20 protein-coding genes are annotated in these 22,976 nt (G+C 65.2%); 17 read left to right on the forward strand and 3 right to left on the reverse strand.

The features are described from left to right. Nucleotides 1–26: 26 nt before the first annotated feature. Nucleotides 27–476, reverse strand: a complete 450-nt coding sequence (locus XI08_RS33250; protein ID WP_027547900.1) for a cupin domain-containing protein — start codon at nt 474–476, stop codon at nt 27–29. A gap of 139 nt (nt 477–615) precedes the next feature. Between XI08_RS33250 and XI08_RS33255 the strand changes: the two genes are divergently transcribed. The 9 genes from XI08_RS33255 to XI08_RS33295 all read left to right on the forward strand — a co-directional run bounded on the left by XI08_RS33255 (nt 616) and on the right by XI08_RS33295 (nt 9,123). Continuing rightward, nucleotides 616–1,641, forward strand: coding sequence for an ABC transporter substrate-binding protein (locus XI08_RS33255; protein ID WP_271577639.1), 1,026 nt, complete (start codon nt 616–618; stop codon nt 1,639–1,641). Between the two features lie 30 nt (nt 1,642–1,671). Further along, entirely contained in the window at nt 1,672–2,376 is a 705-nt protein-coding gene (locus tag XI08_RS33260; protein ID WP_271577640.1) for an NUDIX hydrolase, read from the forward strand. Between the two features lie 95 nt (nt 2,377–2,471). Continuing rightward, nucleotides 2,472–3,782 (forward strand): ABC transporter substrate-binding protein, encoded by a 1,311-nt coding sequence (locus XI08_RS33265; protein WP_271577641.1) that lies wholly within the window; start codon nt 2,472–2,474, stop codon nt 3,780–3,782. 29 nt (nt 3,783–3,811) lie between these two features. Then, nucleotides 3,812–4,579, forward strand: coding sequence for an ABC transporter ATP-binding protein (locus XI08_RS33270; RefSeq protein WP_027547896.1), 768 nt, complete (start codon nt 3,812–3,814; stop codon nt 4,577–4,579). 3 nt (nt 4,580–4,582) lie between these two features. Beyond that, nucleotides 4,583–5,287 carry an ABC transporter ATP-binding protein gene (locus XI08_RS33275; protein WP_135175944.1) on the forward strand — a complete coding sequence of 235 codons (705 nt, stop codon included), beginning with the start codon at nt 4,583–4,585 and terminating at the stop codon, nt 5,285–5,287. A gap of 15 nt (nt 5,288–5,302) precedes the next feature. After that, nucleotides 5,303–6,184: a branched-chain amino acid ABC transporter permease gene (locus tag XI08_RS33280; protein WP_027547894.1), complete on the forward strand. Its 882-nt coding sequence runs from the start codon at nt 5,303–5,305 to the stop codon at nt 6,182–6,184. Continuing rightward, a complete protein-coding gene (locus tag XI08_RS33285) occupies nt 6,181–7,200 on the forward strand; it encodes a branched-chain amino acid ABC transporter permease (protein WP_271577642.1) in 1,020 nt (339 codons plus the stop codon). Before XI08_RS33280 ends, XI08_RS33285 begins: the two co-directional genes overlap by 4 nt. After that, the gene (locus tag XI08_RS33290) at nt 7,160–8,089 is read left to right on the forward strand and encodes a polyphosphate kinase 2 family protein (protein WP_271577643.1); all 930 of its coding nucleotides are present in this window, start codon (nt 7,160–7,162) and stop codon (nt 8,087–8,089) included. The genes XI08_RS33285 and XI08_RS33290 overlap by 41 nt, the downstream gene beginning before the upstream one ends. Beyond that, the gene (locus XI08_RS33295) at nt 8,086–9,123 is read left to right on the forward strand and encodes a patatin-like phospholipase family protein (protein ID WP_271577644.1); all 1,038 of its coding nucleotides are present in this window, start codon (nt 8,086–8,088) and stop codon (nt 9,121–9,123) included. The genes XI08_RS33290 and XI08_RS33295 overlap by 4 nt, the downstream gene beginning before the upstream one ends. Nucleotides 9,124–9,480: 357 nt before the next feature. On the opposite strand, the gene XI08_RS33300 is transcribed toward XI08_RS33295, so the two are convergent. Together XI08_RS33300 and XI08_RS33305 are read right to left on the reverse strand one after the other, a co-directional pair. After that, entirely contained in the window at nt 9,481–10,080 is a 600-nt protein-coding gene (locus tag XI08_RS33300; protein WP_271577780.1) for an MBL fold metallo-hydrolase, read from the reverse strand. Then, nucleotides 9,999–10,343 (reverse strand): hypothetical protein, encoded by a 345-nt coding sequence (locus XI08_RS33305; RefSeq protein ID WP_271577790.1) that lies wholly within the window; start codon nt 10,341–10,343, stop codon nt 9,999–10,001. The genes XI08_RS33300 and XI08_RS33305 overlap by 82 nt, the downstream gene beginning before the upstream one ends. A gap of 744 nt (nt 10,344–11,087) precedes the next feature. Here XI08_RS33305 and XI08_RS33310 point away from each other — a divergent pair. The 8 genes from XI08_RS33310 to XI08_RS33345 all read left to right on the forward strand — a co-directional run bounded on the left by XI08_RS33310 (nt 11,088) and on the right by XI08_RS33345 (nt 22,828). After that, nucleotides 11,088–13,427 carry a mechanosensitive ion channel domain-containing protein gene (locus tag XI08_RS33310; protein ID WP_027547888.1) on the forward strand — a complete coding sequence of 780 codons (2,340 nt, stop codon included), beginning with the start codon at nt 11,088–11,090 and terminating at the stop codon, nt 13,425–13,427. 101 nt (nt 13,428–13,528) lie between these two features. Beyond that, nucleotides 13,529–14,527 (forward strand): Bug family tripartite tricarboxylate transporter substrate binding protein, encoded by a 999-nt coding sequence (locus tag XI08_RS33315; protein WP_271577645.1) that lies wholly within the window; start codon nt 13,529–13,531, stop codon nt 14,525–14,527. 383 nt (nt 14,528–14,910) lie between these two features. Beyond that, nucleotides 14,911–16,563 (forward strand): NAD-dependent malic enzyme, encoded by a 1,653-nt coding sequence (locus tag XI08_RS33320; protein ID WP_271577646.1) that lies wholly within the window; start codon nt 14,911–14,913, stop codon nt 16,561–16,563. A 280-nt stretch (nt 16,564–16,843) separates the two neighbouring features. Next, complete coding sequence (locus XI08_RS33325) at nt 16,844–17,236, forward strand: BlaI/MecI/CopY family transcriptional regulator (protein WP_271577647.1); 393 nt, start codon at nt 16,844–16,846, stop codon at nt 17,234–17,236. After that, entirely contained in the window at nt 17,233–19,752 is a 2,520-nt protein-coding gene (locus tag XI08_RS33330; RefSeq protein WP_271577648.1) for a M56 family metallopeptidase, read from the forward strand. The genes XI08_RS33325 and XI08_RS33330 overlap by 4 nt, the downstream gene beginning before the upstream one ends. Nucleotides 19,753–19,918: 166 nt before the next feature. Further along, a complete protein-coding gene (locus XI08_RS33335) occupies nt 19,919–21,382 on the forward strand; it encodes a DUF1800 domain-containing protein (RefSeq protein ID WP_271577649.1) in 1,464 nt (487 codons plus the stop codon). Nucleotides 21,383–21,384: 2 nt separating this feature from the next. Further along, entirely contained in the window at nt 21,385–22,635 is a 1,251-nt protein-coding gene (locus XI08_RS33340; RefSeq protein ID WP_271577650.1) for a DUF1501 domain-containing protein, read from the forward strand. A gap of 28 nt (nt 22,636–22,663) precedes the next feature. Then, nucleotides 22,664–22,828, forward strand: coding sequence for a hypothetical protein (locus tag XI08_RS33345; protein ID WP_271577651.1), 165 nt, complete (start codon nt 22,664–22,666; stop codon nt 22,826–22,828). The last annotated feature ends 148 nt before the right edge of the window (nt 22,829–22,976 follow it).

The following is a 22,976-nucleotide window of genomic DNA, read 5'->3' on the forward strand; positions in this document are numbered from 1 at the left end:
ACGGCGCGAGCCCCGATCGCGAAGGCTCAATCCAGCAGCTTGGTGTCATCAGGCGCCTGCGGCGGCGTCTTGATCGCGATCGCCTTGACCTGGCCGCTGATCGGCTTGGTGCCGCCATGCGGCGTGCCCTTGGGGATGATGACGAGGTCGCCCGGCTTCACCGTGACCTCCTTGTCGCCGAGCCAGATCGTCCCGGTCCCGTCCAGGATGTACTGGATCTCGTTGGTGTTGGGATGCAGGTGCTTGGGCACATTGCCGACCTGGATCGAGATGGTGGCACCGTCGGCGCTTGCGAACATTTTTGAGCGAAAGCCGACATTGTTGGCGGGCCCGAGGGCGTCGCCTTCCATCTCGCCGGTGTGGATGATCTGCGCGGTGATGTTCTCGGCGGCCAGTGCCGGCCGGAGCAACTGGTTTGCGCCGCATCCGGCGGCAAAGGCGGCGGCGATCGACAGTCCGGCAGCAAGGCGATTCATGGATGATCCTCCCCATCAGGCATTGTTCTTGTTTGGGCATGCTATTGCGCCGAAAGGCCGATGGCGAGTCGCACTTAGGCAGTGCTTCTCAAGCCAGTCCCGCTGCTCTATGGTGCCGCCAGCCGAACGGAGGAAACCAATGAAGAACACGATTGCCAGGCTCGCCGGCGCGCTGCTCGCGCTGACGCTCACCACCTCGCTTGCCGCGGCGCAAAGCAAGGTGACCATCGCGGTCGGCGGCGGCTCCTGCCTGTGCTATCTGCCGACGGTGCTGGCCAAGCAGCTCGGCGAATACGACAAGGCCGGCCTCAATGTCGAGCTGGTCGACCTCAAGGGCGGCTCGGACGCGCTCAAGGCCGTGCTCGGCGGCAGCGCCGACGTGGTCTCCGGCTATTTCGACCATTGCGTCAACCTGGCGGCCAAGAAGCAGGAGCTCCAGTCCTTCGTCGTCTATGACCGCTATCCCGGCCTCGTGCTGGTGGTTTCGCCCGCGCACACGAACGAAATCAAGTCGATCAAGGATCTCGCCGGCAAGAAGGTCGGTGTCAGCGCACCCGGCTCCTCCACCGACTTCTTCCTCAAATACATGCTCAAGAAGAATGGCCTCGATCCCGCCGGCACTGCCGTGATCGGCGTCGGCCTCGGCGCGACCGCCGTCGCCGCGATGGAGCAGGGGCAGATCGATGCGGCCGTGATGCTCGATCCCTCCGTCACCGTGCTCCAGGGCAGCCACAAGGATCTGCGCATTCTCAGCGACACCCGCACCCAGAAGGACACGCTCGAGACATTCGGCGGCGAGTATCCGGGCGGCGCGCTGTATTCGACCGCGGCCTGGGTCAACGGCCACCAGAAGGAGACGCAGGCGCTCACCAATGCGATCCTCGCCACGCTGGCCTGGATTCACTCGCACTCGCCCGAGGAAATCATGGCGAAGATGCCGGAAGAGACGGTCGGCAAGAACAGGGACCTCTATCTCGCCGCGCTGAAGAACACGATCCCGATGTTCTCCGAGACCGGCAAGATGGACCCGAAGGGCGCGGACGCCGTGCTCGCCGTGTTCGGCGTCGGCTCGCCGGAGGTCGCCAACGCCAAGATCGACGTCGGCAAGACCTTTACCAACAAGTATGTCGAGCAGGCCAAGAAGACCACGGGGAGCGCCAAATAACTGACGCGAAGGCGTGGTAACCGACCCGTCATGACATCCCCGGTCATTCATCGCGTCACGACGCTTGATCTCGCCGTGCGGCCGATTATCTGGCCGTTCGCCGAGGAACGGCGCGCCGAGATCGCGGCGCACTTTGCCGAGATGCAGCGCGAGCGGCCGAAGATCTGGAACGGCCGCGTCCTGCTCGGACGTGATGCCGTGTTCACGGACGGCCATCTCGCCGCGACCTATTTCGAGACCGATTTTGCAAGCTTCCTCGCCTGGCGCGACTGGGGCTTCCCTGACGCCGCCGTGTTCAACGGCTTCGGCATGGGCGCGCTGCGCGCCTCCGACGGTGCCTTCGTGATGGGCGAAATGGCGCAGCATACCGCCAATGCCGGCCGCATCTATTTCCCCTCCGGCACGCCCGACCTCGACGATGTCAGGGACGGTGTGCTCGACATTCCCGGCAGCGTTGTCCGCGAACTCGCCGAGGAGACTGGCCTGACCGCGGCCGACTACGCTGCGGAAACGGACTGGCACTGCGTGGTCAGCGGCCATTCGATTGCAATGATTCAGGTCCTCAACCTGGATGTGCCGGGCGAGGCGATCCGTGCCCGGATCGAAGCCAATCTCGCGCGCGAGAGTGAACCTGAATTGTCGGCCATTCATCTCGTGCGCGGGATGAATGACCTCACGCCGACCATGCCGCGATTTGTCACGGCCTTCGTCGCCCAGCAGTTCGCCTCGCGCTGACGCGCGAGGCTTGACATCGCTGCGCGCAGCCCATGTGATGGGCAAAAAAGCAAAAGCAAGAAGAATGCGATGCACAAAAGTCCAGGGAGGTTTTGATGCGCCTGCGCATGGCTGCCCGCTTGGTACGGGGGCTGTTGGTCGCGATATCAGCGACGGGCTTGGCAGTCTCCGCCCAGGCTCAGGACAAGAAGATCAAGATCGGCGTCGTTTTTGACCTGACCGGGCCCCTTGCGGGCGGCGGCTCCGAGCTCAACTATGTCGGCGCAAAGATCGTCCTCGACCATTTCGCCAAGACCGGCGTCGAAGGCTACAAGATCGAAGCGGTCTACGCCGACGCGCAGAGCAAGCCCGACATCGCCATCAACGAATCCGTCCGCCTGCTCGAGCAGGAGAAGGTCGACATGGTGCTCGGCTTCTTCTCATCGGCGCAATGCGTGCCCGTGGCCGCGCGCGTCGAGCAGCTCAAGAAGTTCATGTGGATGACGACCTGCATCTCGTCGGCCGTGTTCAACGAGAAGGGCTACAAATACGTGTTCCGTCCGCAGGCGAGCGGCGACCAGTTCGGCATGATGACGATGGATTTCATCGCCCAGAATGCCAAGGCCAAGTTCGACAAGGAGCCGAAGGATCTGCGCGTCGCCATCATCCATGAGGACGGCGCCTATGGCGTCGACGTTTCCAGGGGTAACGAGGCGGGCGCCAAGAAGGCCGGCTTCAACGTCGTGATGAAGGAAGGCTATTCGGCGACCGCGCCGGATCTCTCCGCGCTGGTGACCAAGCTGAAGCGCGCCAAGCCGGACGTGATCTTCCACACCGGCTACAACCCCGACATCACGCTGTTGCTGCGGCAGGCCCGCGAGCAGGGGCTGAAGTTCGGCGCGCTGATGGGGCATGGCGCCGGCTACGGCGTCTATGAGAAGCTGAAGGAGGGCATGGGCGCGGACGCCGCCTACATCTTCAACGCCGACCCGATCTCGATCTGGCTCGCCAACCAGAAGACCATGGATCCGAAGCTTGCGCCCGTGATCAAGATGGTCGGTGAGGAGTTTGACAGGATCAGGCCCGGCGTCGCCATCCGCTCCGCCCATGTGGGCATCGGCGCGTCCAACACTTATGTGTTCATGAGCGACGTGCTGCCGCGCGCGATCAAAAAGTATGGCGGGGTCGATCCCGACGCGCTGCGCAAGGCGGCGCTCGACACCGACATCCTCGAAGGCGGCACCATGCTCGGCTTCGGCGTCAAGTTCTACGGCGAGGGCACGCCCATGGCCGGGCAGAACGAGCGCTCGTTCCCCGTCGTGATCCAGTACATCGATGACAAGTCCTCTGTGGTGTGGCCGAAGAGCCAGGCGCAGCGCGAGGCCGTTCTGCCACTGCCGAAGGGCACCACCTACAGCAACCAGTAGCGCAACATTCGAGGAAACGGAGAGCTTTGGTGTTGGAAGTCAGCGGGCTGGTGAAGCGGTTTGGCGGCTTCACCGCCGTGAACAACGTGTCGTTTAAAGTCGATCAGGGCGAGATCCTTGGCCTGATCGGCCCCAACGGCTCGGGCAAGAGCACGATCTTCAACATGCTCTCCGGCACGCTGGCGCCGACCTCCGGATCGATCCTGTTCGCCGGGCACGAGATCGCGGGCCTCGCGCCGCACCGGATCATCAACCGCGGTATCGGCCGCACCTTCCAGATTCCGCGCCCCTTCCGCCGCCTGTCCATGTTCGAGAACGTCGCGCTCGCCGGCTTCTACGGCCAGGGCCGCCACAGCCGCATCAAGGCGGAGGAAGCGGCCGAGCGGTCGCTGGCCATGGTCGGCCTGCCGACCGACCGCCATGCCAGCGTCGATGGCCTCGGCGCTGCCGGGTTGAAGAAGCTCGAACTCGCCAAGGCACTCGCCACCGCGCCGAAACTGCTGCTCGCCGACGAAAGCCTCGGCGGCCTTGACGAGACCGAGATGGACCAGGCCGCCGACATGCTGCGCAACATCCGCGACGAGCTCGGCATCACCATCATCTGGGTCGAGCACATCATGGGCGTGCTGATGCGGGTGGTCGATCGCGTCATGGTGCTCGATCACGGCGAGAAGATCTCGGAAGGGTTGCCGAGCGCGGTCGCAGGCGATCCCCGCGTCATCGAGGTCTATCTCGGCACCGATGCCGAGACCACGCAGGCCGCGGCCGCCGAAGCGCGTCGCCGCGCGGGAGGCTAGCCGATGCTGGAGCTGCGGTCCGTCAACGCCGGCTACGGCACGTTCCAGGCGCTGTTCGACGTCGATCTCGACGTGAAGGCGGGCGAGGCCGTCGGCGTCATCGGCCCGAACGGCGCCGGCAAGACCACCCTGATGCGCGTCATCTCCGGCCTGATCCGTCCCTCGCGCGGGTCGATCAGGATGGAGGGCGTCGACGTCGTGGCGACGCCGCCGCACAAGATCGTCAGCCTCGGCATTGCCCATGTGCCGGAGAACCGGCGGCTGTTTCCGCAGCTCACGGTGGACGACAATCTGAAGATGGGCGCCTTCATGAAGGAGGCGCGCGGCCACTATGGCGAGCGGCTGGAGGTGGTGTTCGACCTGTTTCCGCGTCTGAAGGAGCGCCGCAACCAGATGGCCGGTACCATGTCCGGCGGCGAGCAGCAGATGTGCGCGATCGGGCGCGCGCTGATGTCCAATCCGAAACTGCTGCTGCTCGATGAACCCTCCGCGGGACTTGCGCCGGTCGTGGTGCAGCAGGTGTTCGAGCTGGTGAAGCGGATCCGCGCCCGCGGGCTGACGGTGCTGATCGTCGAGCAGAACGTGCAGCAGGTGCTGCGGGTGGTCGACCGGGCCTATCTGATCGAGGCCGGCACGATCCGGGCGTCCGGCACGTCGGCCGAGATGCTCGCGAGCGACACGGTCAAGGAAGCATATCTCGGGGTGTGAGGGGCGGGCAGGGGCATGCAGGCATTCCTGGACATTTTCGACATCTACCTGCTGGAGGCCGTGATCAACGGCATCCTGCTCGGCGGCGTGCTGGCGCTGCTCGCGCTCGGGCTCAATCTGATCTTCGGCGTCATCGACGTGACCTGGATCTGCTACGCCGAGCTCGTGATGATCGGCATGTACGCCATGTATTTCATCGTGCAGTATTACGGCCTCAGCTACTTCATCGCGGCGCCGTTCACCATTTTGCTCGTCGCGATCCTCGGCGCCGCGCTGCACTACCTCGTGATCGCACCGCTGCTCACCGCGCCGCCGATCAATCAGCTGCTGGCGACAGGCGGGGTGCTGTTCGTGCTTCAGAGCTTTGCCACCGTCGCCTTCGGCATCGACTTCCGCAATCTCGGCATCCGCCTGCCGGTGCTCGCCTTCGGCGACATGAACTTCAGTTACGCACGACTTCTGTCATTTCTCGCTGCGCTGGTCGGCATGGTCGCCGTCTATTTGTTCATGACGCGCACCTTCACCGGCACGGCGATCCGCGCCATCTCGCAAGACCGGCAGATCATGGCGCTGATGGGCGTCGACACGAAGAGAATGTATCTCATCACCTCGGCGCTCGGCGGCGCACTCGCAGGCCTCGCCGCCTGCCTGCTGGTGCTGCAATACGACGTGCATCCCTTCGTCGGCCTGTCATTCGGGCCGATCACCTTCCTGATCTGCGTGCTCGGGGGCCTGGGCAATTTCATCGGAGGCTTCATCGCCGCCTTCGTGTTCGCCGAGATCATCTCGCTCGGCGGGCTGTTCTCCGACCTTGAATGGGGCTATGTGCTCGCCTTCGCCTTCTTCATCGTCATGATGTTCATCCGGCCCGCGGGCCTGCTTGCGAGGCGCCGATGACGGGGCAGGGGCGGCTTGCAGCGTGGGCGGTGGGACTGGCGGCGCTGGTCGCGCTGCCCTTCGTCTATCGCGATCCCTATCATCTGCACATCCTGGTGCTGATCCTGATCTGGTCGTTCGCCTACACGTCCTGGTCGATGATGGGACGGTTCGGCCTGGTCTCGCTCGGCCATGGCGGCTTCATGGGTATCGGCGCCTATGTCACCGCGCTGCTGTGGAATCATCTGGGCTGGTCGCCCTGGATCGGCATCCCCATCAGCATGGTTGCGGCGGGTGCGCTGGCGCTGATCGTCGGCTATCCCTGCTTCCGCTTCCGCATCACCGGCCACTATTTCGTGCTGGTGACGCTGGCGCTGTCAGGCATCGTGCTCCAGGTCATCACCGCGACACGTGACTATACCGGCGGCTCGCTCGGCTATACGCCGAACCGGGCCTCGGGCAACAAGCTGCTGGCGCTGCAATTCGACGACAAGACGACCTGGTACCTGATCGCGCTCGGGGTCTGGCTTTTTGGCATCGTGGTGTGGCACTGGGTCGACCGCAGCATGAGCCGCTACGCACCGGAGGCGATCTCGGAGGACGAGGACGCCGCGGCCGCCGCCGGCGTCGACGTCACCGCTGAGAAGCTGAAGATCACCCTGCTCAGCGCGCTGATGACGGCGCTCGCGGGCGCCATCTACTGCCAGTACCAGATGTTCATCACGCCGGACACGGTCAGCGGCATCGCGGTGTCGCTGCAAATGGTGTTTGCCGCCATCGTCGGTGGCCTGTTCGTCTCGCTCGGTCCGACCTTTGGTGCCGTCATCACGATCCTGCTGGCGGAAACCTTGCGCATCGGCTTCGGCACCAAGGCGGTCGGCTGGGACAATCTCGTCTACGGCGTGCTGCTGGTGCTCTTCATCATATTCCTTCCCAAGGGCATCCTTGGTAGCGTGCTCGACCGACTGAAGCCGCAACGCAAGGGGCCCCGCGCTCATGAACAAGAAGCCGTCCAGATCGCTCGCCCAGGAACTTGACCGCTACATCACGCCATTCCGCTACGATGGCTCGGGCAAGTTTCACCTCAAGGCGCACAAGACCAACGAGAAGGGCGATCTCGACAAGGAGAGGGCGCAGGAAATTCTCGACGCCAACAAGAAGCGGCTGGTCGAGTTCCAGGAGAAGCTCTACGCGCAGGACCGCTGGTCCCTGCTGATCGTGTTCCAGGCCATGGACGCGGCCGGCAAGGATTCCGCGATCAAGGCGATCTTCGAGGGCATCAATCCGCAGGGCTGCAATGTCCAAGCCTTCAAGGCGCCGAGCAGCAAGGAGCTCGACCACGATTTCCTCTGGCGCCACGTCATCGCGCTGCCCGAGCGCGGCCATATCGGCATCTTCAACCGCTCGCATTACGAGGAGTGCCTGGTGACGCGCGTGCATCCGGAGATCCTCGCCAAGGAGAAGCTGCCGCAGAAGCTCGTCACCAAGAACATCTGGAAGGAGCGGTTCGAGGACATTTCCGCCTTCGAGCGCTACCTCTCCCGCAACGGCACGGTGGTGCTGAAGTTCTTTCTCAACCTGTCCAAGGACGAGCAGCGCCAGCGCTTTCTCGACCGGCTGGAGGAGCCCGCCAAGCAATGGAAATTCTCGATGGACGACATCAAGGAGCGCGCGCTGTGGCCGCGCTACCAGGCCGTCTATCAGGACATCGTCCGCCACACGGCGACCTCCCATGCGCCGTGGTATGTGGTGCCCGCCGATCACAAATGGTTCGCCCGCGTCGTGATCGGCTCGGTGATCAATGCTGCGCTCGAAAAGCTCGACTTGCGCTTCCCCCGTGCCGACAAGGCCTCGCTGGAAGAGTTCAAGGAAGTACGCAAGGCGCTGGAGAAGGAGGGGACGGGAGGCAAGAAGCAAGCAAAGTGACAGCCAACCGGACCGCGGACCGCAAGACCGTCAACTTCGCGCTCCAGGGCGGCGGTGCGCACGGCGCCTTCGTCTGGGGCGTGCTCGACCAGGTGCTCGAGGACGGCAGGCTCGCGATCGAGGCGATCAGCGCTACGAGTGCCGGCGCCATGAATGCGGTCGCGATGGCCTCCGGCATGGCGCACGGAGGCGCGGAGGCGGCGCGGGAGAGCCTGCATGCATTCTGGTACGAAGTGTCGCGCATGGACATGGCGTACGACCTGCTCTCGCCGCTCAACCAGTGGATCCAGGCCCTGCGGCTGCCGCCGGAATATCATCCGGTCCACGCCGTCATCCACACACTGACGCACACGCTGCCGCCGGGCCTGCTCAATCCCTTTCATTTCAATCCGCTTCGCGCGCTGCTTGAGCGCGTGGTCGATTTCGACCGGCTCAATTCCTCGCCCGAGGCGCCGCAGCTGTTTCTCAACGCCACCAACGTCCGCACCGGCAAGATCAAGGTGTTCCAGAGCCCGCTTCTCACGGCGGAAACCGTGCTCGCCTCGGCCTGCCTGCCGCCCTATTTCCAGGCCGTCGAGATCGACGGCGAGCATTACTGGGATGGTGGCTATCTCGGCAATCCCGCGATCTATCCGCTGATCTACCGCAAGGGCAGCCACGACGTCATCATCGTGCAGGTCACGGCGATCCGGCGCGACGAACTGCCGACCAGTGCAGCCGATGTCCTCCACCGCATCAACGAGATCAGCTTCAATTCGTCGCTGATGCGCGAGATGCGCGCGATCGCGTTCGCCACGCGGCTGATCGACGACGGCGAGCTCGACAGCGACAGGCATAGCCGCATGTACATGCATTGGATCGGCAACGACCAGTTGATGTCGCAGCTCGGCACGGCCACGCAGTTCCACCCCGAATGGAGCCTGTTGTGTCGCCTGCGCGACGAGGGCCGCGAGGCGGCGCGAAGCTGGCTGGCGCGAAACTTCGACCAGATCGGAAAGTCCTCGACGGTCGACCTGGCAGGCATGTTTCTCTAGGCCCTGAGCCGGCCATCGACAAAAAGCCCGAAAACAACCCCATGCACAGTAGCCGGTGCCAGCGGAATCAAGGGCTTGGCGATGGGTCCCGCACGTTGCGGATTTTACGAAACGCGTTTGACTCGCCGGGCAAGACAGGGGCATGATGCCACCATCGCCGTGGACCGAGCCGGGTGGGCACAAGCGAGGTGTCTGCCGTAGTTCGTAGCCGCGATCTCTGATCTCGCAGGCTGGGCAAAGCGAAGCGTGCCCACCGATCTTCGCCTGGATAGAGGTGGTGGGCACGGCGCTGACGCGCCTTGCCCGCCCTGCGATCGCAGCGCGAGCGAAGCTCGTCGCGTCCGTGTACGCCGTCCCTTAGTACCCGCGTCCCCACCAGTAGCAGAAGCGCTCGACATTGGCGGGCAGGGCGGTCTCGTAATTCGCCCACTTCTCGTATTTCGGCAGCTTCACCTCCTTCATGGCGATGTCGAAGCATTTGCCGGCGTCAGCCGCCTTCTTCACCTCGGCGGAGAGGTCCTCCATGTAGGCGATGTCGTCCTCGATGTCCTTCTTGGCGCCGAGGCGTCCGCCGGCATTGGGATGGCCGGGGATCATCCGCTCCCAGTCGAGTGACGCCAGCTTCTTCAGCGAGGCGATATATTCCAGCGGCGAGGCATTGTCGGGGATGTTGCGGAACTGGACGGACTCGATCGGCGCGAAATCGACCACGAACACGATCTTCTCCTTCGGCAGCCGCATCACCAGCGAATTGTCGGAATGGTTGCGGCCGACATAGTTCAGCTCCAGCGTGGTGCCGCCGAACGTGATGCTCTTCTTGTCGTCCACCACCTGGTCCGGCATCACGACGTCGGCGAGCAGCGCATTCTGCTTCTTCAGCTCGAGCAGACGCTCCTTGGTCCGCCGATGTGCGATGAAGGTGGCGCCGAGCTCCTTGAATGGCTGGCCGCCGGCGATGTGGTCGTAGTGATGATGGCTGTAGACGTGACCGCCTTGATCGCGTCGATATAGGGCTTCGCGGGTCGCAAGTAGGAGATCGGGTCGGTCGCGATCACGCCCTTCGGCGTCACCACGAACATTGACTGATGGCCGCCATAGCGGAAGATGTAGACGTTGTCGGTGCCGTCCACCTTCCTGGTGGAGGTCTGCGGCGGGGTTTGCGCGAACGCTGATCCGGTCGCGAGGGCCGCAAGAACGGCGATGCAAATGAATGCTTTCATCTCTGGCTTTCTGGAAAAGAACGAGGGGAGACGCGGATATTCTCTTCGACACAAACGCTGCTATAAGGGATTTATTCCGCCGCCGTATGCAGCCAATCTGTCGCGGGAACTACCTGGAACGCTGCCTCAAATGTGATTTCAAAGCCCGCGATCCCGCTTGACAGTTCTATGTCACGGGAGGAGCATGATGGTGGTCGCGAATACGCGACGCGCAACGTCCACATCATGAGCAAGGGGAGGTCTATGACACCACCTCCGCAGATCCAGCCGCGTTAAGTGCGATGGAGCTCGTTCGGACTATCGCATAGCGGCAAAAACCGCGAACGGCACGCCGGGTCAAGGTTTAGCGGGCTCCATCAGTGAGGCAAGGCCCCTACCTGCCCGGCGCTGTGCTTTGCACGCTCTCGCATTCAGCCTGTCGAGGCCGCGCGGGGCGAACAGCATCACAATTGATTTCTCCTCCTCCTCCTCCTCCTCGCCGTCGTTCCGGAGCCGTTCCGGAACGACGGGAGAGTTTTGGCGTGAGTGTCGTGTTGCATCGATGCACGCCCGCGAGCCGGCATTTCGCTGTGTCGGGAGCGGGTTCCTGTTTCTTGCATCGCGGCAAATGCCAAGAGAATGTCGCCTCCTTGGCCAACTTCCGACACAGCGCCGGGGCGAATAACAACCATCCGACATGACGCACGTGCTTCGGCGGTGACGGCCCCGTCGCCGCGGGCGCATTCATTTTTTCAAGGAATCCTCGTGTCGCATAAGCTTGCCTCGGCGCTCCTCGCAGCGCTCTTCCTCGCCATCTCGTCTCTCGCCGGCGCCCACGCCGAGCAGCGAGCGCCGGCGACCAATGGTGCGGCCACGCTGTCGCCGGACGAGGCCAGGCGTGCGCTGGAGACGCTGCAGGACGACCAGAAACGCGCTCAGATGATCGACACGCTACGCGCGATCGCGAATGTATCGGGTCAGCAGCAGCCTGCCTCGTCCGCGCCCGAACAGAAATCGCCGATCCCGCTTTCGGCCGACGGCCTCGGTGCGCAGCTCCTGCTCACGGTATCGGAGCAGATCGGCGAGATCTCGGGTGAGATCGCCAGCGTGGCGCGGACGCTCACACACTTCCCGGCCTTCTACTACTGGATCGTGCGAACCGCGAACGATCCCGCGGCCTACAATCTCCTGATCGAGATCGCCTGGAAGCTCGCGCTGGTGCTCGGCTGCGCCCTCTCCGCCGAATGGGTGATCTTTCGTCTGATCCGCCGTCCGGTCGCGTTCCTGGAAGGACGCGTGCCCCAGACCGCGCATCTGCCGGCGCACGCGACGCTCGTCGCCGATCCACCGTCATCGGTGGCCGATGTCACCCCGGCGCCCGAACTGCACAAGCGTCGCCACAGTCTGATGCGGATCTGGCAAGTCCTGCTGCGGTTGCCCTTCGTGCTGGGGCGCCTGGTGCTCGAATTGCTTCCCGTGTTCGTTTTCGTGGGCATCGCCACCGCGCTGCTCGGAACGGAGATCGGTGAGCCCACGACCGTCCGCCTCGTGATCCTCGCGGTCGGCAACGCCTATGCGTTCTCGCGCGGGCTCATCTGCGTGGTCCGCGCGCTGGTGGGGCCGTTCGGCCTGCTTCCGGTTCGGGCCGAGACCGCGGCCTATATCGAGATCTGGGCACGACGCATCGTCGGCGTCGGCGTCTCCGGCATCGCTTTCGCCAATGTGGCGCTGCTGCTCGGTCTGCATCGCGCCGGCTACGCCGCGCTGCTGCGCATGGTGATGCTGGTGGTGCATCTCTTCATCGTCGTCATCATCCTGCAATGCCGCCGCCAGGTCGCCGAAGCCATTCGCGCGCCCGCCGAGCGGCCGGGGATCGCGGCGCGCCTGCGCAACCGCATCGCCGGTGGTTGGCATTATCTCGCGATCGCGCTCGATCTTGCGCTGTGGGCCGTGTGGGCGCTCAACATCCGCAACGGCTACGCGCTGCTGCTGCAATATTTCGTCGGCACCATCGTGGTGGCGCTGATCACGCGCGTCGCCATCATGCTGACGCTGGGCCTGATCGACCGCGGCTTCCGCATCAAGCCGGAGATCCTCCAGCGCTTTCCGGGGCTGGAAATCCGGGCCAACCGCTATCTGCCGCTGCTGCGCAAGATCGTATCTGGCGTGATCGCCTTCATCGGCTTCGTGGCCGTGCTCGAAGTCTGGGGCGTGGACGCCATCGTCTGGTTCTATGGCGGCCAGATCGGCAGCCGGCTGATCTCGGCCGTGGCTACGATCGGCGTCGCCGTATTCGTCGCGGCGGCGATCTGGGAAATCAGCAACGCGCTGCTGGATCGCCAGATCAATGCGCTGTCCCGCGACGGGCACTACGCCCGCGCCGCGCGCCTGCGGACCTTCCAGCCGATGCTGCGCACCGCGCTGCTCTGCGTGATCGCCGCCGTCGTCGGCCTCACGGCGCTCAGTGAGATCGGCGTCAATGTCGCCCCGCTGCTGGCAGGCGCCGGCATCGTCGGCATCGCCATCGGTTTCGGTTCGCAAAAACTGGTGCAGGATCTCATCACCGGCCTGTTCCTGCTACTGGAGAACACGGTGCAGGTGGGCGACAACGTCAGCGTGTCGGGGCTGTCAGGCGTCGTCGAGAACGTCTCGATCCGCACCATCCGCCTGCGCGCGGGCGACGGTGCCGTGCACATCGTGCCGTTCAGCGCGGTCACGACCATCACCAATGCCAGTCGCGGTGCCGGCAACGCCTCCGTCAGCGTCAACGTGGCCTACAAGGAGGACACCGACCGCGCCGGTCAGATCCTCAAGGACATCGTCGACGAGATGCGCCGCGAGGGTGACTTCCGCGCGCTGATCCGCGGCGACCTCGAGCTCTGGGGCGTCGACAAGGTCGATGGCGCGATGGTGTCGATCGTCGGCCAGATCCGCTGCACCGAGGCCGGCCGCTGGCCTGTCCAGCGCGAGTTCAACCGCCGCATGAAGCAGCGCTTCCAGCAGAATGGCATCGAGGTCGCGTCCGCGACCCAGACCATCCTGATGCAGATCGCGCCGCCGGCAGACAACGCGGCCACCCTGACGCCGCGGCGGGCGGCCGGATAAAAGCTCGACGAACTTCCCCCTTGCCTCCGCTCACGCGGCAGCGTTCACTCCGGCTTCAGCCCGCTAGCAACATGCGGGCGGCAAAAAGGTGGGGGAGAACGATGCGGGGGCTGTGGGGCGGACTACGCAGTCATCTGATCGTCATAGGCGTGTTGATCGGATGCGCGGCAGGGACCGCGCCGGCAGGCGCCCAGCCCTTTCCATCGCGCCCCATTACGCTCGTGGTGCCGTTTGCGGCGGGCGGGCCGACCGACACGCTGGCGCGAATCCTGTCCGAACGAATCGCTGCCGAGCTGCACACGACGGTGGTGGTCGAGAACGTCGCGGGCGCCTCCGGCAGCATCGCCGGCGCCCGCGTCGCGCGCGCAACCCCTGACGGCACGACGATCACCATCGGCCATTGGGGCACGCATGTGCTCAATGGTGCGATCTTCAAGCTGCCCTACGATGTCATCGCCGATTTCGAACCGGTCGCGACGATTGCGATGGGGACGCAGCTCATCGTCGGCCGGAAGTCGCTCGAGGCCAGCAGTCTGAAAGAGATGATCGCGTGGCTGAAGGCCAACCCCGGCAAGGCCACCGCCGGGACGGCCGGCGCCGGCACCGGCGCCCATGTCGCCGGCGTCTTCTTCAAGGCGAAGACCGGGACCGACTTCCAGTTCGTGCCCTATCGCGGCGCGGGGCCCGCCATGATCGATCTCGTGGCCGGCCAGATCGACATCATGTTCGACCAGGCCTCGAACTCGCTGCCGCAATACAAGAACGGTGCGATCAAGGCGTTTGCCGTGACCTCGCCGACAAGGCTTGCATCCGCACCCGACATTCCGACCGTCGACGAGGCGGGGCTGCCCGGCCTCTACATCTCCTACTGGCACGGCATCTGGGCACCGAAGAACACGCCGAAGGACATCGTCACAAGGCTCAACGCGGCCATCGCCGCCGTGCTCGCTGATCCCTCGGTCAAGCAGCGCTTCGGCGAATTGGGGCAGGAGATTCCGCCGCCGGACCAGCAATCGCCTGCGGCGCTCGCCGCCTTCCAGAAGGCCGAGACCGAGAAATGGTGGCCGATCGTGAAGGCCGCCGATATCAAGCCTGAATAGTGCTGCAGCCGCATGACACTCCCTCATCCTGACAGATTGTGAGGCTTCTCGTCATTCCGGGGCGCGACGAAGTCGCGAGCTATGGTGCGCAATTGCGCACCTGAGAATCCATCGGGCCGCAGAGACGGCCGTGCAATGGATTCCGGGTTCGCGCTGACCTGCGCCCCGGAATGACGAGGGGAGAGAGCGGCCGCTCTCAATCCCTCACCATGAGGAACAGGAGCGTTGCGACGTTAACCCTTGCCTCGCGCGTGATCTGCGATCTGCACTAAAGTTCTCGCTGCGGTGCGAGATCATCGACACATGAGTCCTATGTCCTTGATCTCCGGGGAGCGCTGGCCGACAATGACTACGGTTCAATAAGAAACTCCTTGGGGGAATTCGTGAATAGACCTGCCCGGGTCGCGGCCCAGTCGCCATCGTCCGATCAATCGCACGGCATGGCGCTGCTGCGCGATCCCTTGCTCAACAAGGGCACCGCCTTCACGGAGGCGGAGCGCGCGGCGCTCGGCCTGCGCGGCCTCTTGCCGCCTTGCGTGCTGACGATGGAGACGCAGGCCGATCGCGTGCTCACCAACCTGCGCACGCTGCCGACCGATCTCGAAAAATATGTCGCGCTGAATGCGCTGCATGACCGCAACGAGGCGCTGTTCTTCCGCGTCGTGGTCGACAATATCGACGAGATCCAGCCGATCATCTACACGCCGACCGTCGGGCTCGCCTGCCAGAAATACGGCCTGATCTTCCAGCGGCCGCGCGGCATGTTCATCTCCTCGCGCGATCGCGGCCAGATCGCGGAGATCCTGAAGAACTGGCCCTATCCGGCCAGGCTGATCGTCGTGACCGATGGCGAGCGCATCCTGGGCCTCGGCGATCTCGGCGCCAACGGCATGGGTATTCCGGTCGGCAAGCTCTCGCTCTATTCGGCCTGCGCCGGCGTGCATCCCGAGCACTGCCTGCCTGTTGTGCTCGACGTCGGCACCAACAATGAAGAGCTGCTCAACGATCCCTATTATCTCGGTTTGCGCGAGCGCCGGCTCACGGGCGAGGCCTATGACAGCTTCGTCGACGAGTTCATGGTCGCCGCGCAAAAGACGTTCCCGGGCGTGCTGATCCAGTTCGAGGATTTCGCCAATCACGCGGCGTTCAAGCTGCTGCACAAATATCGCGACGAAGCCTGCGTCTTCAACGACGACATCCAGGGCACCGCGGCGGTGGCGCTTGCCGGCCTGTTCTCAGGTCTGCGCGTCTCCGGCGGCAAGCTGAAGGATCAGAAAATCCTGTTCCTCGGCGCGGGCGAGGCGGCGACCGGCATCGCCGATCTCGTGGTCTCCGCCATGATGGCTGAGGGCGCCACCGAGGCCGAAGCGCTCCGCCGCAACTGGCTGGTGGATTCCCGCGGCCTCGTCGTCAGCGGTCGGAATGGCCTGTCCGGTCACAAGCTTCGCTATGCACATGCCGACCAGGCGCCGATCACCGACTTCCTCACCGCGATCAAGACGCTGAAGCCGACGGCGATCATCGGCGTCGCCGCGGTCGGCGGCGCCTTCACGCCCGACGTGCTCAAGGCGATGGCCGAACTCAACGAACATCCGATCGTGTTCGCGCTCTCCAATCCGACCTCGAAGGCCGAATGCTCGGCGGAGGATGCCTATCGCTACACCGATGGCCGCGCGCTGTTCGCCTGCGGCAGCCCGTATGATCCGGTGACGCTCAACGGCCGCACCTTCGTGCCGCGCCAGGGCAACAACTCCTACATCTTCCCCGGCGTCGGCCTCGGCGTCATCGCCAGCCGCTCGCGTCTCGTCACCGACGAGATGTTCATGGCCGCCGCGCATTCGCTCGCCGATTGCGTCGGCAAGGATGACCTCGTGCAGGGCAGCCTCTATCCGGCGCTCCCCCGCATCCGCGAGGTCTCGGCCCGCATTGCCGCCGCAGTGGCAGACGTCGCCTATCAGCGCGGGCTCGCCGACGGCCCCGCGCCCAACGACGTGAAGGCCCTGGTCCAGTCGCAGATGTACGAGCCGAAGTACTGAATGCTTCCACGTCGTCATGGCCGGGCATAGCCGTCCGAAGGACGGCGTCGCTTCCGCTCGCCTATGTCCCGGCCATCCACGCCTTACCGCGCGGGACGAAGAACGTGGATGCCCGGGACAAGCCCGGGCATGACGGCCTCTCATGCTCTCGCCCAGCCTGGCCGCCGGTTAGGTCAGCACGCCGCCACCATTTCAAGTGGAATCGCCGTTGCGCGGCGCGGCCCTATATGCGACGCTCTGTAGCATTGCAAGAAGAACTCAATCCGCAAGGTCAGATGCCATGGACGATCGTATGCCCGAACTGGGCGACCTCGAGCACGAGGTCATGCAATTGGTTTGGGCCCATGGTCCCGTTACGGCCGAGGTCGTGCGCGAGCGGCTGTCGCGGCGTCTGAAGGAATCCACCGTCCGCACGGTGCTGCGCCGGCTCGAAGAAAAGGGCTATGCTCACCACACCGTGGACGGACGCACCTATGTCTACCACGCGGCCGAAGAGCGCTCGCGGGTTGCCGCCAAGGCGGTGCAGCGCATCGTCGACTGGTTCTGCAACGGCTCGATGGAAGAGGTCCTCGTCGGCATGGTGGACAATGCGATGCTCGACCAGCAGCAATTGCGCTCGCTGGCCGACCAGGTGGCCAAGGCGAAGAAGGCGAGGGGAGTGAAGAAAGAATGATCGCAACTCTGGCTGAGGCGGCGCTGCGCTCCTTCGTGCTGGGAGGCGTCGTCTGGTTCGGTCTCAACCTGTTTCGCGTGCGCAATCCGCACGTTCACATGACGGCGTGGGTCGTCGTGCTGCTGGCCTCGCTCGCGATGCCATTCGTGATGCATTGGCCGACGCTCACCATCGACCGGCTGCCCTTGTCCGTGCCGGTGCCGGACGAATTGTGGCCGGCCGACATTTCGATGCTGGAGACGCCGCAGCCGGCGTTGCCGATTGCGCCCGGTGCGGCCATTGCGCGGCCGGTGAAAAGCGTCGCGTCGATCGACTGGTGGCTGGTGGCCACGGTGGTCTATGCCGGCGTCGCCAGCCTGTTGCTGCTGCGTCTCGCGATCGGCCTCGGCCTGACCTGGCGCCTGGCGCGCGCGGCGAAGCCGGTGAAGGGTGTGCAGCTGATCGGCGCCGACGTGCGCGTCAGCCGCGGCGTCGGCGGCCCCGTGACGTTCGGCTCGACCATTCTGGTGCCGCCGCAATTTGCCGGCTGGGATGCGAAGAAGCGCCTCGCGGTGCTCGCCCATGAAGGCGCGCATGTCGCCAACCGCGATTTCTACGTCCTCTTGCTCGCGTCCCTCAACCGCGCGGTGTTCTGGTTCAGCCCGTTCTCGTGGTGGCAGCTTGCGCGCCTTGCCGAGCTTGCCGAGATCATCAGCGATGCCCAGGCGATCGCGGTGATCGACGACCGGCTGTCCTATGCCGAAATCCTGCTCGATGTCGCAACCGGCGTGAAGCCGCGGCCGATGGAGCTCGCGATGGCGCGGGCCTCCACCGTGCGCGCCCGCATCGAGCGCATCATCGCGGCGGCCGCGATGCCCGTCGCGGTCGGCTGGCGCAAGCGGCTGTGGATCGCGGCCGCGATCGTTCCGGTCGTGGTCGTGTCCGCCGGCATGATCGCCTATCGCACGCCGGATCCCGCGCCCGTCGCCGCGGCTCTCGGTGACGTGCCGGCCCAGCACTACCGCCCCTTCGTCAATTTCTACGCCATGGGCCCGGCCTCGGTGTTCGCCATCTTTCGCGAGGGCGACGAACTCTATGGCCAGCTCACCGGGCAGCGCAAATTGCGCCTGACGGTGGGCAATGACGGCACCGCGTCCTACACCGCCTCGTCCGGCGAGATCACGTTTCCGCTCGACGCGGAGCGCCGCTCCGCGGAGCTGATGCTGCGCATGAACGGCCGCGACATTCGCGCACTTCGCGTCGCCGAAGTGCCGACGGCGGCCACCGATTCCGTATCGCTCGACCAATATGTCGGCTGGTACAGGGTCGCGCCGAACCGCGTGCTCACCGTGCGCCGCGACGGGGATCGGCTCCAGGTGCAGGAAACCGTGCAGGGCCGGGCGGCGCTCCTCGCCGAAGGTGCCGACGTCTTCTCGATCCATGGCGACAATCTCCTGGTCTTCCTGCGTGACGACCAGGCCAAGGTCTCGCGCGTGCTGGTCCAGAACGCGGTATTCGGCGCCCGTCTCGCGCCGCGGATCGACGCGGCTGAGGCGCAGGCGATCGAGGCCGACTTCGCGCGCCGTATCGCGGAAGCGCCGGATCGCTTCCGCGAGCAAGTTCCCGTCGCCGGCGGCAAGGAGATGATCCTGCGCGGGATCGAGGATCTGCGCCATGGCACGCCGAATTACGGTCGGATGAGCGCGCCGCTCGCTGCCAAGGTCCACCGTCAGGTCGACGAATTACACGCGACGTTCGTCGCTCTCGGCCCGGTGGAGTCGCTGTTCTTCCGCGGCGTCGGGCCCGGCGGCTACGACATCTATGGCGCCAAGTTCGAGAACGGCACGGCGGAATTCCGCCTGCTGCTCGAGCCCGACGGCAAGGCCGGCGACGTCATCTTCCGCGCCGACGGCAATGACGAGCTCGGTGGCATCGTGCCTTGCGCGGAGGAAGCGAATGTGCGCGGCCGCGCCGGCACCTCGCCGATCCGGATCATGGTCTACAACGAGATGGGCGACGACATTCAGGTCTTCAATCTCGATGCGAACGGCGAGCGCAAGGCGCAGAGCGTCGTCAGGTCAGACATGACCTGGGTCGCGCTGACCACCGTGAACAATCCGTGGGTCATTGCCGACAAGTCGGGAAAATGCTTGGAGATCCTGGTGCCGGGGCGGCAGACGCGCTTCCACAATGTCGAGGCAGCGAACGTCGGGGCCCGGCCGGGGCGCGCCGCGCGTCGCGCCGTTCCGATCGCCAATGGCGAGGCGATGCTGCGGCAATATCTCGAGGGCATCGGCAAGGGACAGCCGGACTACGACCATATGACGTCCGAGGTCGCCAACATCGCGCGCCAGCAGCTTCCGTTCGACCAGGCGATCCTGGCGCGCCTCGGTGCCTTGCGCGCGATCTCGTTCCGCGGCGTCACCGCGCTCGACAGCGACATCTACATCGCCCAGTTCGCGAACGGCTCGGCGGAGTGGCGCATCGGCGTCAGGAACGGCACGATCACCAAGATCGCGCTCGGGCCCAGCTTCTAGGATTGTTGGAGCCGCCCGTCCGTCAGACCGGCGGCTCCCGTGTTCTTGATGGCAGTGCCTCAATCTCCGCTTGTCGGCTCGGATCGCCAATGTTACGTTACGTAGCATTACGGATCGTAGCTTAGCAAGGCGCCGCCGGCAGGCGCGAGAGAATTGGGCGTTCGCCATGAGCAATTCCGCAAAGTCCGATTCTGTGCTCGCGCTTCATCGCTTCGGGATGGGGCCGCGACCGGGATCGATCGCCGCCGTCGGCACCGATCCGCGCGGCGCGCTGATCGCCGAACTCGACAGGCCGCTGCTGCTGACCGCCGCGGCCGCGCTTCCCAGCAGCGCAAAGGCGTACCGCACCGTGGCCGACGCCAATGCGCGGCGCACGGCCCGCGCCAAACAGGCGCAGCAGCAGGCCAAGAAGCAGCAGATGGCTGCGGCGCCCGTCATGTCCGAAGATCAGACGCAAGGACAGGCACAGGGACAGAGTGCCGACAAGGATGCCGCCGAGATGGCGGCCAAACTAGCGGCCGAGGCCATTCCCGATCCCGGGCGTCCGATCTATTTGCAGGAAGCCATGCTGCGCACCGAGGCTGCGCTCGCAGCCGACATCGGCTTCGCCGAGCGGCTGGTGTGGTTCTGGTCCAACCATTTCTGCGTTTCGGCCAACAAGATCCAGAGCATGTCCGGCGCCTATGAACGCGAAGCCGTTCGCGCCAACACACTCGGCCGCTTCGTCGATCTCCTGCTGGCCGTCGAGGGCCATCCGGCGATGCTGTTCTATCTCGACAATCTCGCCTCGATGGGCGCGAACTCGACCGCCGGCATCAACCGCAGCCGCGGCCTCAACGAGAACATCGCCCGCGAGATCATGGAACTGCACACGCTAGGTGTGCGCACCGGCTACACCCAGGACGACGTGATCAGCTTTGCCAATGTCATGACGGGATGGACGCTCGTTCCGCCCGGCGACAATCCCGAGCACGGCGGCGAGTTCACCTTCAATCCGCGGCTGCACGAACCCGGCGGACAGACGGTGCTCGGCAAGCGCTATGAGCAGGAGGACGCAGAGCAGGGCCGCGCCGTGCTGCGCGATCTCGCCGCGCATGCGGCGACGGCGACCCATGTCGCAACGAAGCTTGCGCGCCATTTCGTCGCCGACGAGCCGCCGCCGGCGCTGGTCGCGCAGATGGCGAAGGCCTTTCGCGACACCGAGGGCGACCTCAAGCAGGTCGCGATCGCCATGGTGTCGTCGGACGAGGCCTGGCGCGGGCCGCCGTTAAAACTGAAGCGTCCCGGCGAATGGGTGGTCGGCATGGTCCGCGCAACCGGCATCACGAGCGTCGATCCTGTCCGCTACACCGGCGGCCAGGAACTTCTCGGCGAAGCGCTGTGGCGCCCGCCGGCGCCGAAGGGCTATCCGGACGACGAGGCGAGCTGGATCGACGGGGTCGGCCGACGGCTCGACGTCGCCAATTATTTTGCCGAACGCGTCACCGGCACGGCCGACCCGCAAGGCATCATCGAAGACGTCTTCGGATCCGAGATCGCGCCCGAGGTGAAGCAGGCGGTCGGCCGCGCCGAGAGCCGGCAGCAGGCGCTCGCGCTGCTGTTCATGTCGGCGGATTTCCAGAGGAGGTGACCATGGGCTCGGACAATCATTTGCCCACGCGGCGCGAGCTTCTGATCGGCTCCGGTACCCTGTTCGCCTGGAGTCAGATGCCGCGGATCGCGCGCGCCGAAGGGCGCGATCCACGCCTGCTCGTCATCGTCCTGCGCGGCGCGCTCGATGGTCTCGGTGCGGTCGCGCCGGTCGGCGATCCCGACTGGATCTCCTTGCGCGGGGATCGCGCGCTGGTGCTGGATGGCAAGCCGCCGGCGCTGCCGCTCGATGCCTTCTTCGCGCTCAATCCGGCGATGCCGAACCTGCACAGGCTCTACAAGAGCGGCAAGGCCTCGATCGTCCACGCCGCCGCCACGCCCTATCGCGAGCGTTCGCATTTTGACGGCCAGGACGTGCTCGAGAGCGGGTTCACCAGACCCGGCGCGACCGCGTCGGGATGGCTCAACCGCGCGCTGGTCGCACTGGAATCCGGCGGGCGCGTCGATCCGCGCGGCAGTCGCGCGCTCGGCATCGGTTCGGTGACGCCGCTGGTGGTGCGCGGCTCCGCGCCGGTCATGACATGGGTGCCGCAGAAACTCTTGCCGGCAAGCCAGGACACGCAGAATCGCCTGCTCGATCTCTACCAGCACACCGACCCGAAGCTTGCGAGCGTGCTTCAGGCGCGCATGAAGCTCGCCTCGCTCGACGGAGCGGTGGGGACCGGCGATCCGATGTCGGACGATCCGACGCTGGCGCCTCCCGGCATCGCACGCGTGCGCGCCTATTTCGCCGAAGCGGCCGGCACCGCCGCGCGCTATCTTGCAAAGCCCGACGGCCCGCGCGTCGGCGCCATGGGCTTCGTCGGATGGGACACGCACATCGCCGAAGGCGCGGCCTCGGGCCAGCTCTACAATCTGCTCGGTGCGCTCGACGGCGCCTTCGCCGCGATCGAGACCAACATGGGCGAAGCTTGGCGCGAGACGGTGGTCGTGGTCGTCACCGAGTTCGGCCGCACCGCACGCATCAACGGCACGCAGGGCACCGACCACGGTACGGGCACGGTCGCCTTCCTCATCGGTGGCGGGCTCACCGGTGGCCGCGTGATCGCGGACTGGCCGGGCCTGAAGCCGGCGCAGCTGTTCGAGGACCGCGATCTCAAGCCGACCACCGACGTGCGCGCCGTGCTGAAGGGTCTGCTCAGGGATCACCTGCGCGTGGAGGAGAAGGTGCTCGCCGAGACGGTCTTCCCCGGCAGCGCCGACGTCAAACCGATGCCAGGCCTCGTCGGCTGACGGCGCCTTTCGAAACCGGATCGGGGTCATGGGCACACTGACACAACGGGAGCTCGACTTTCTCGCCAGCCTGAAAACCGGCTGGCGAAGGCTCTATCGGCTTGAGCTGGCGCGGCTGCTGAACGGGGGCGCCGAGGCGAGCGATGCTCAACCGGAGGCGCGCCCGATGGTCTGGCGCATCGTATCAGGCTGATATTCGCTGATTTGTCCCGATTCAGGACACGCCAGTGTGGTGGAATCGTCACAGCCGGGTGCGAAAAAACCCCGGCCTCAGGCCCGCTTTTGTTCCGACAAGGTTCTGCCCTCATTGCCCACCGAAACTTGAGGCCGTTCGGAGGGGC

It is taken from the genome of Bradyrhizobium sp. CCBAU 11361 (assembly GCF_028128935.1).
In the GTDB taxonomy this organism is placed as follows: Bacteria; Pseudomonadota; Alphaproteobacteria; order Rhizobiales; family Xanthobacteraceae; genus Bradyrhizobium; species Bradyrhizobium niftali.

Bases quoted from the DNA above. Each gene is read 5' to 3' on its own strand.
- XI08_RS33330 (WP_271577648.1), top strand. From the start codon at position 17,233: ATGATCGCAACTCTGGCTGAGGCGGCGCTGCGCTCCTTCGTGCTGGGA.
- XI08_RS33345 (WP_271577651.1), top strand. From the start codon at position 22,664: ATGGGCACACTGACACAACGGGAGCTCGACTTTCTCGCCAGCCTGAAA.
- XI08_RS33260 (WP_271577640.1), top strand. From the start codon at position 1,672: ATGACATCCCCGGTCATTCATCGCGTCACGACGCTTGATCTCGCCGTG.
- XI08_RS33335 (WP_271577649.1), top strand. From the start codon at position 19,919: ATGAGCAATTCCGCAAAGTCCGATTCTGTGCTCGCGCTTCATCGCTTC.
- XI08_RS33340 (WP_271577650.1), top strand. From the start codon at position 21,385: ATGGGCTCGGACAATCATTTGCCCACGCGGCGCGAGCTTCTGATCGGC.
- XI08_RS33315 (WP_271577645.1), top strand. From the start codon at position 13,529: ATGCGGGGGCTGTGGGGCGGACTACGCAGTCATCTGATCGTCATAGGC.
- XI08_RS33250 (WP_027547900.1), bottom strand. From the start codon at position 476: ATGAATCGCCTTGCTGCCGGACTGTCGATCGCCGCCGCCTTTGCCGCC.
- XI08_RS33285 (WP_271577642.1), top strand. From the start codon at position 6,181: ATGACGGGGCAGGGGCGGCTTGCAGCGTGGGCGGTGGGACTGGCGGCG.
- XI08_RS33290 (WP_271577643.1), top strand. From the start codon at position 7,160: ATGAACAAGAAGCCGTCCAGATCGCTCGCCCAGGAACTTGACCGCTAC.
- XI08_RS33280 (WP_027547894.1), top strand. From the start codon at position 5,303: ATGCAGGCATTCCTGGACATTTTCGACATCTACCTGCTGGAGGCCGTG.
- XI08_RS33265 (WP_271577641.1), top strand. From the start codon at position 2,472: ATGCGCCTGCGCATGGCTGCCCGCTTGGTACGGGGGCTGTTGGTCGCG.
- XI08_RS33275 (WP_135175944.1), top strand. From the start codon at position 4,583: ATGCTGGAGCTGCGGTCCGTCAACGCCGGCTACGGCACGTTCCAGGCG.
- XI08_RS33305 (WP_271577790.1), bottom strand. From the start codon at position 10,343: ATGAAAGCATTCATTTGCATCGCCGTTCTTGCGGCCCTCGCGACCGGA.
- XI08_RS33325 (WP_271577647.1), top strand. From the start codon at position 16,844: ATGGACGATCGTATGCCCGAACTGGGCGACCTCGAGCACGAGGTCATG.
- XI08_RS33255 (WP_271577639.1), top strand. From the start codon at position 616: ATGAAGAACACGATTGCCAGGCTCGCCGGCGCGCTGCTCGCGCTGACG.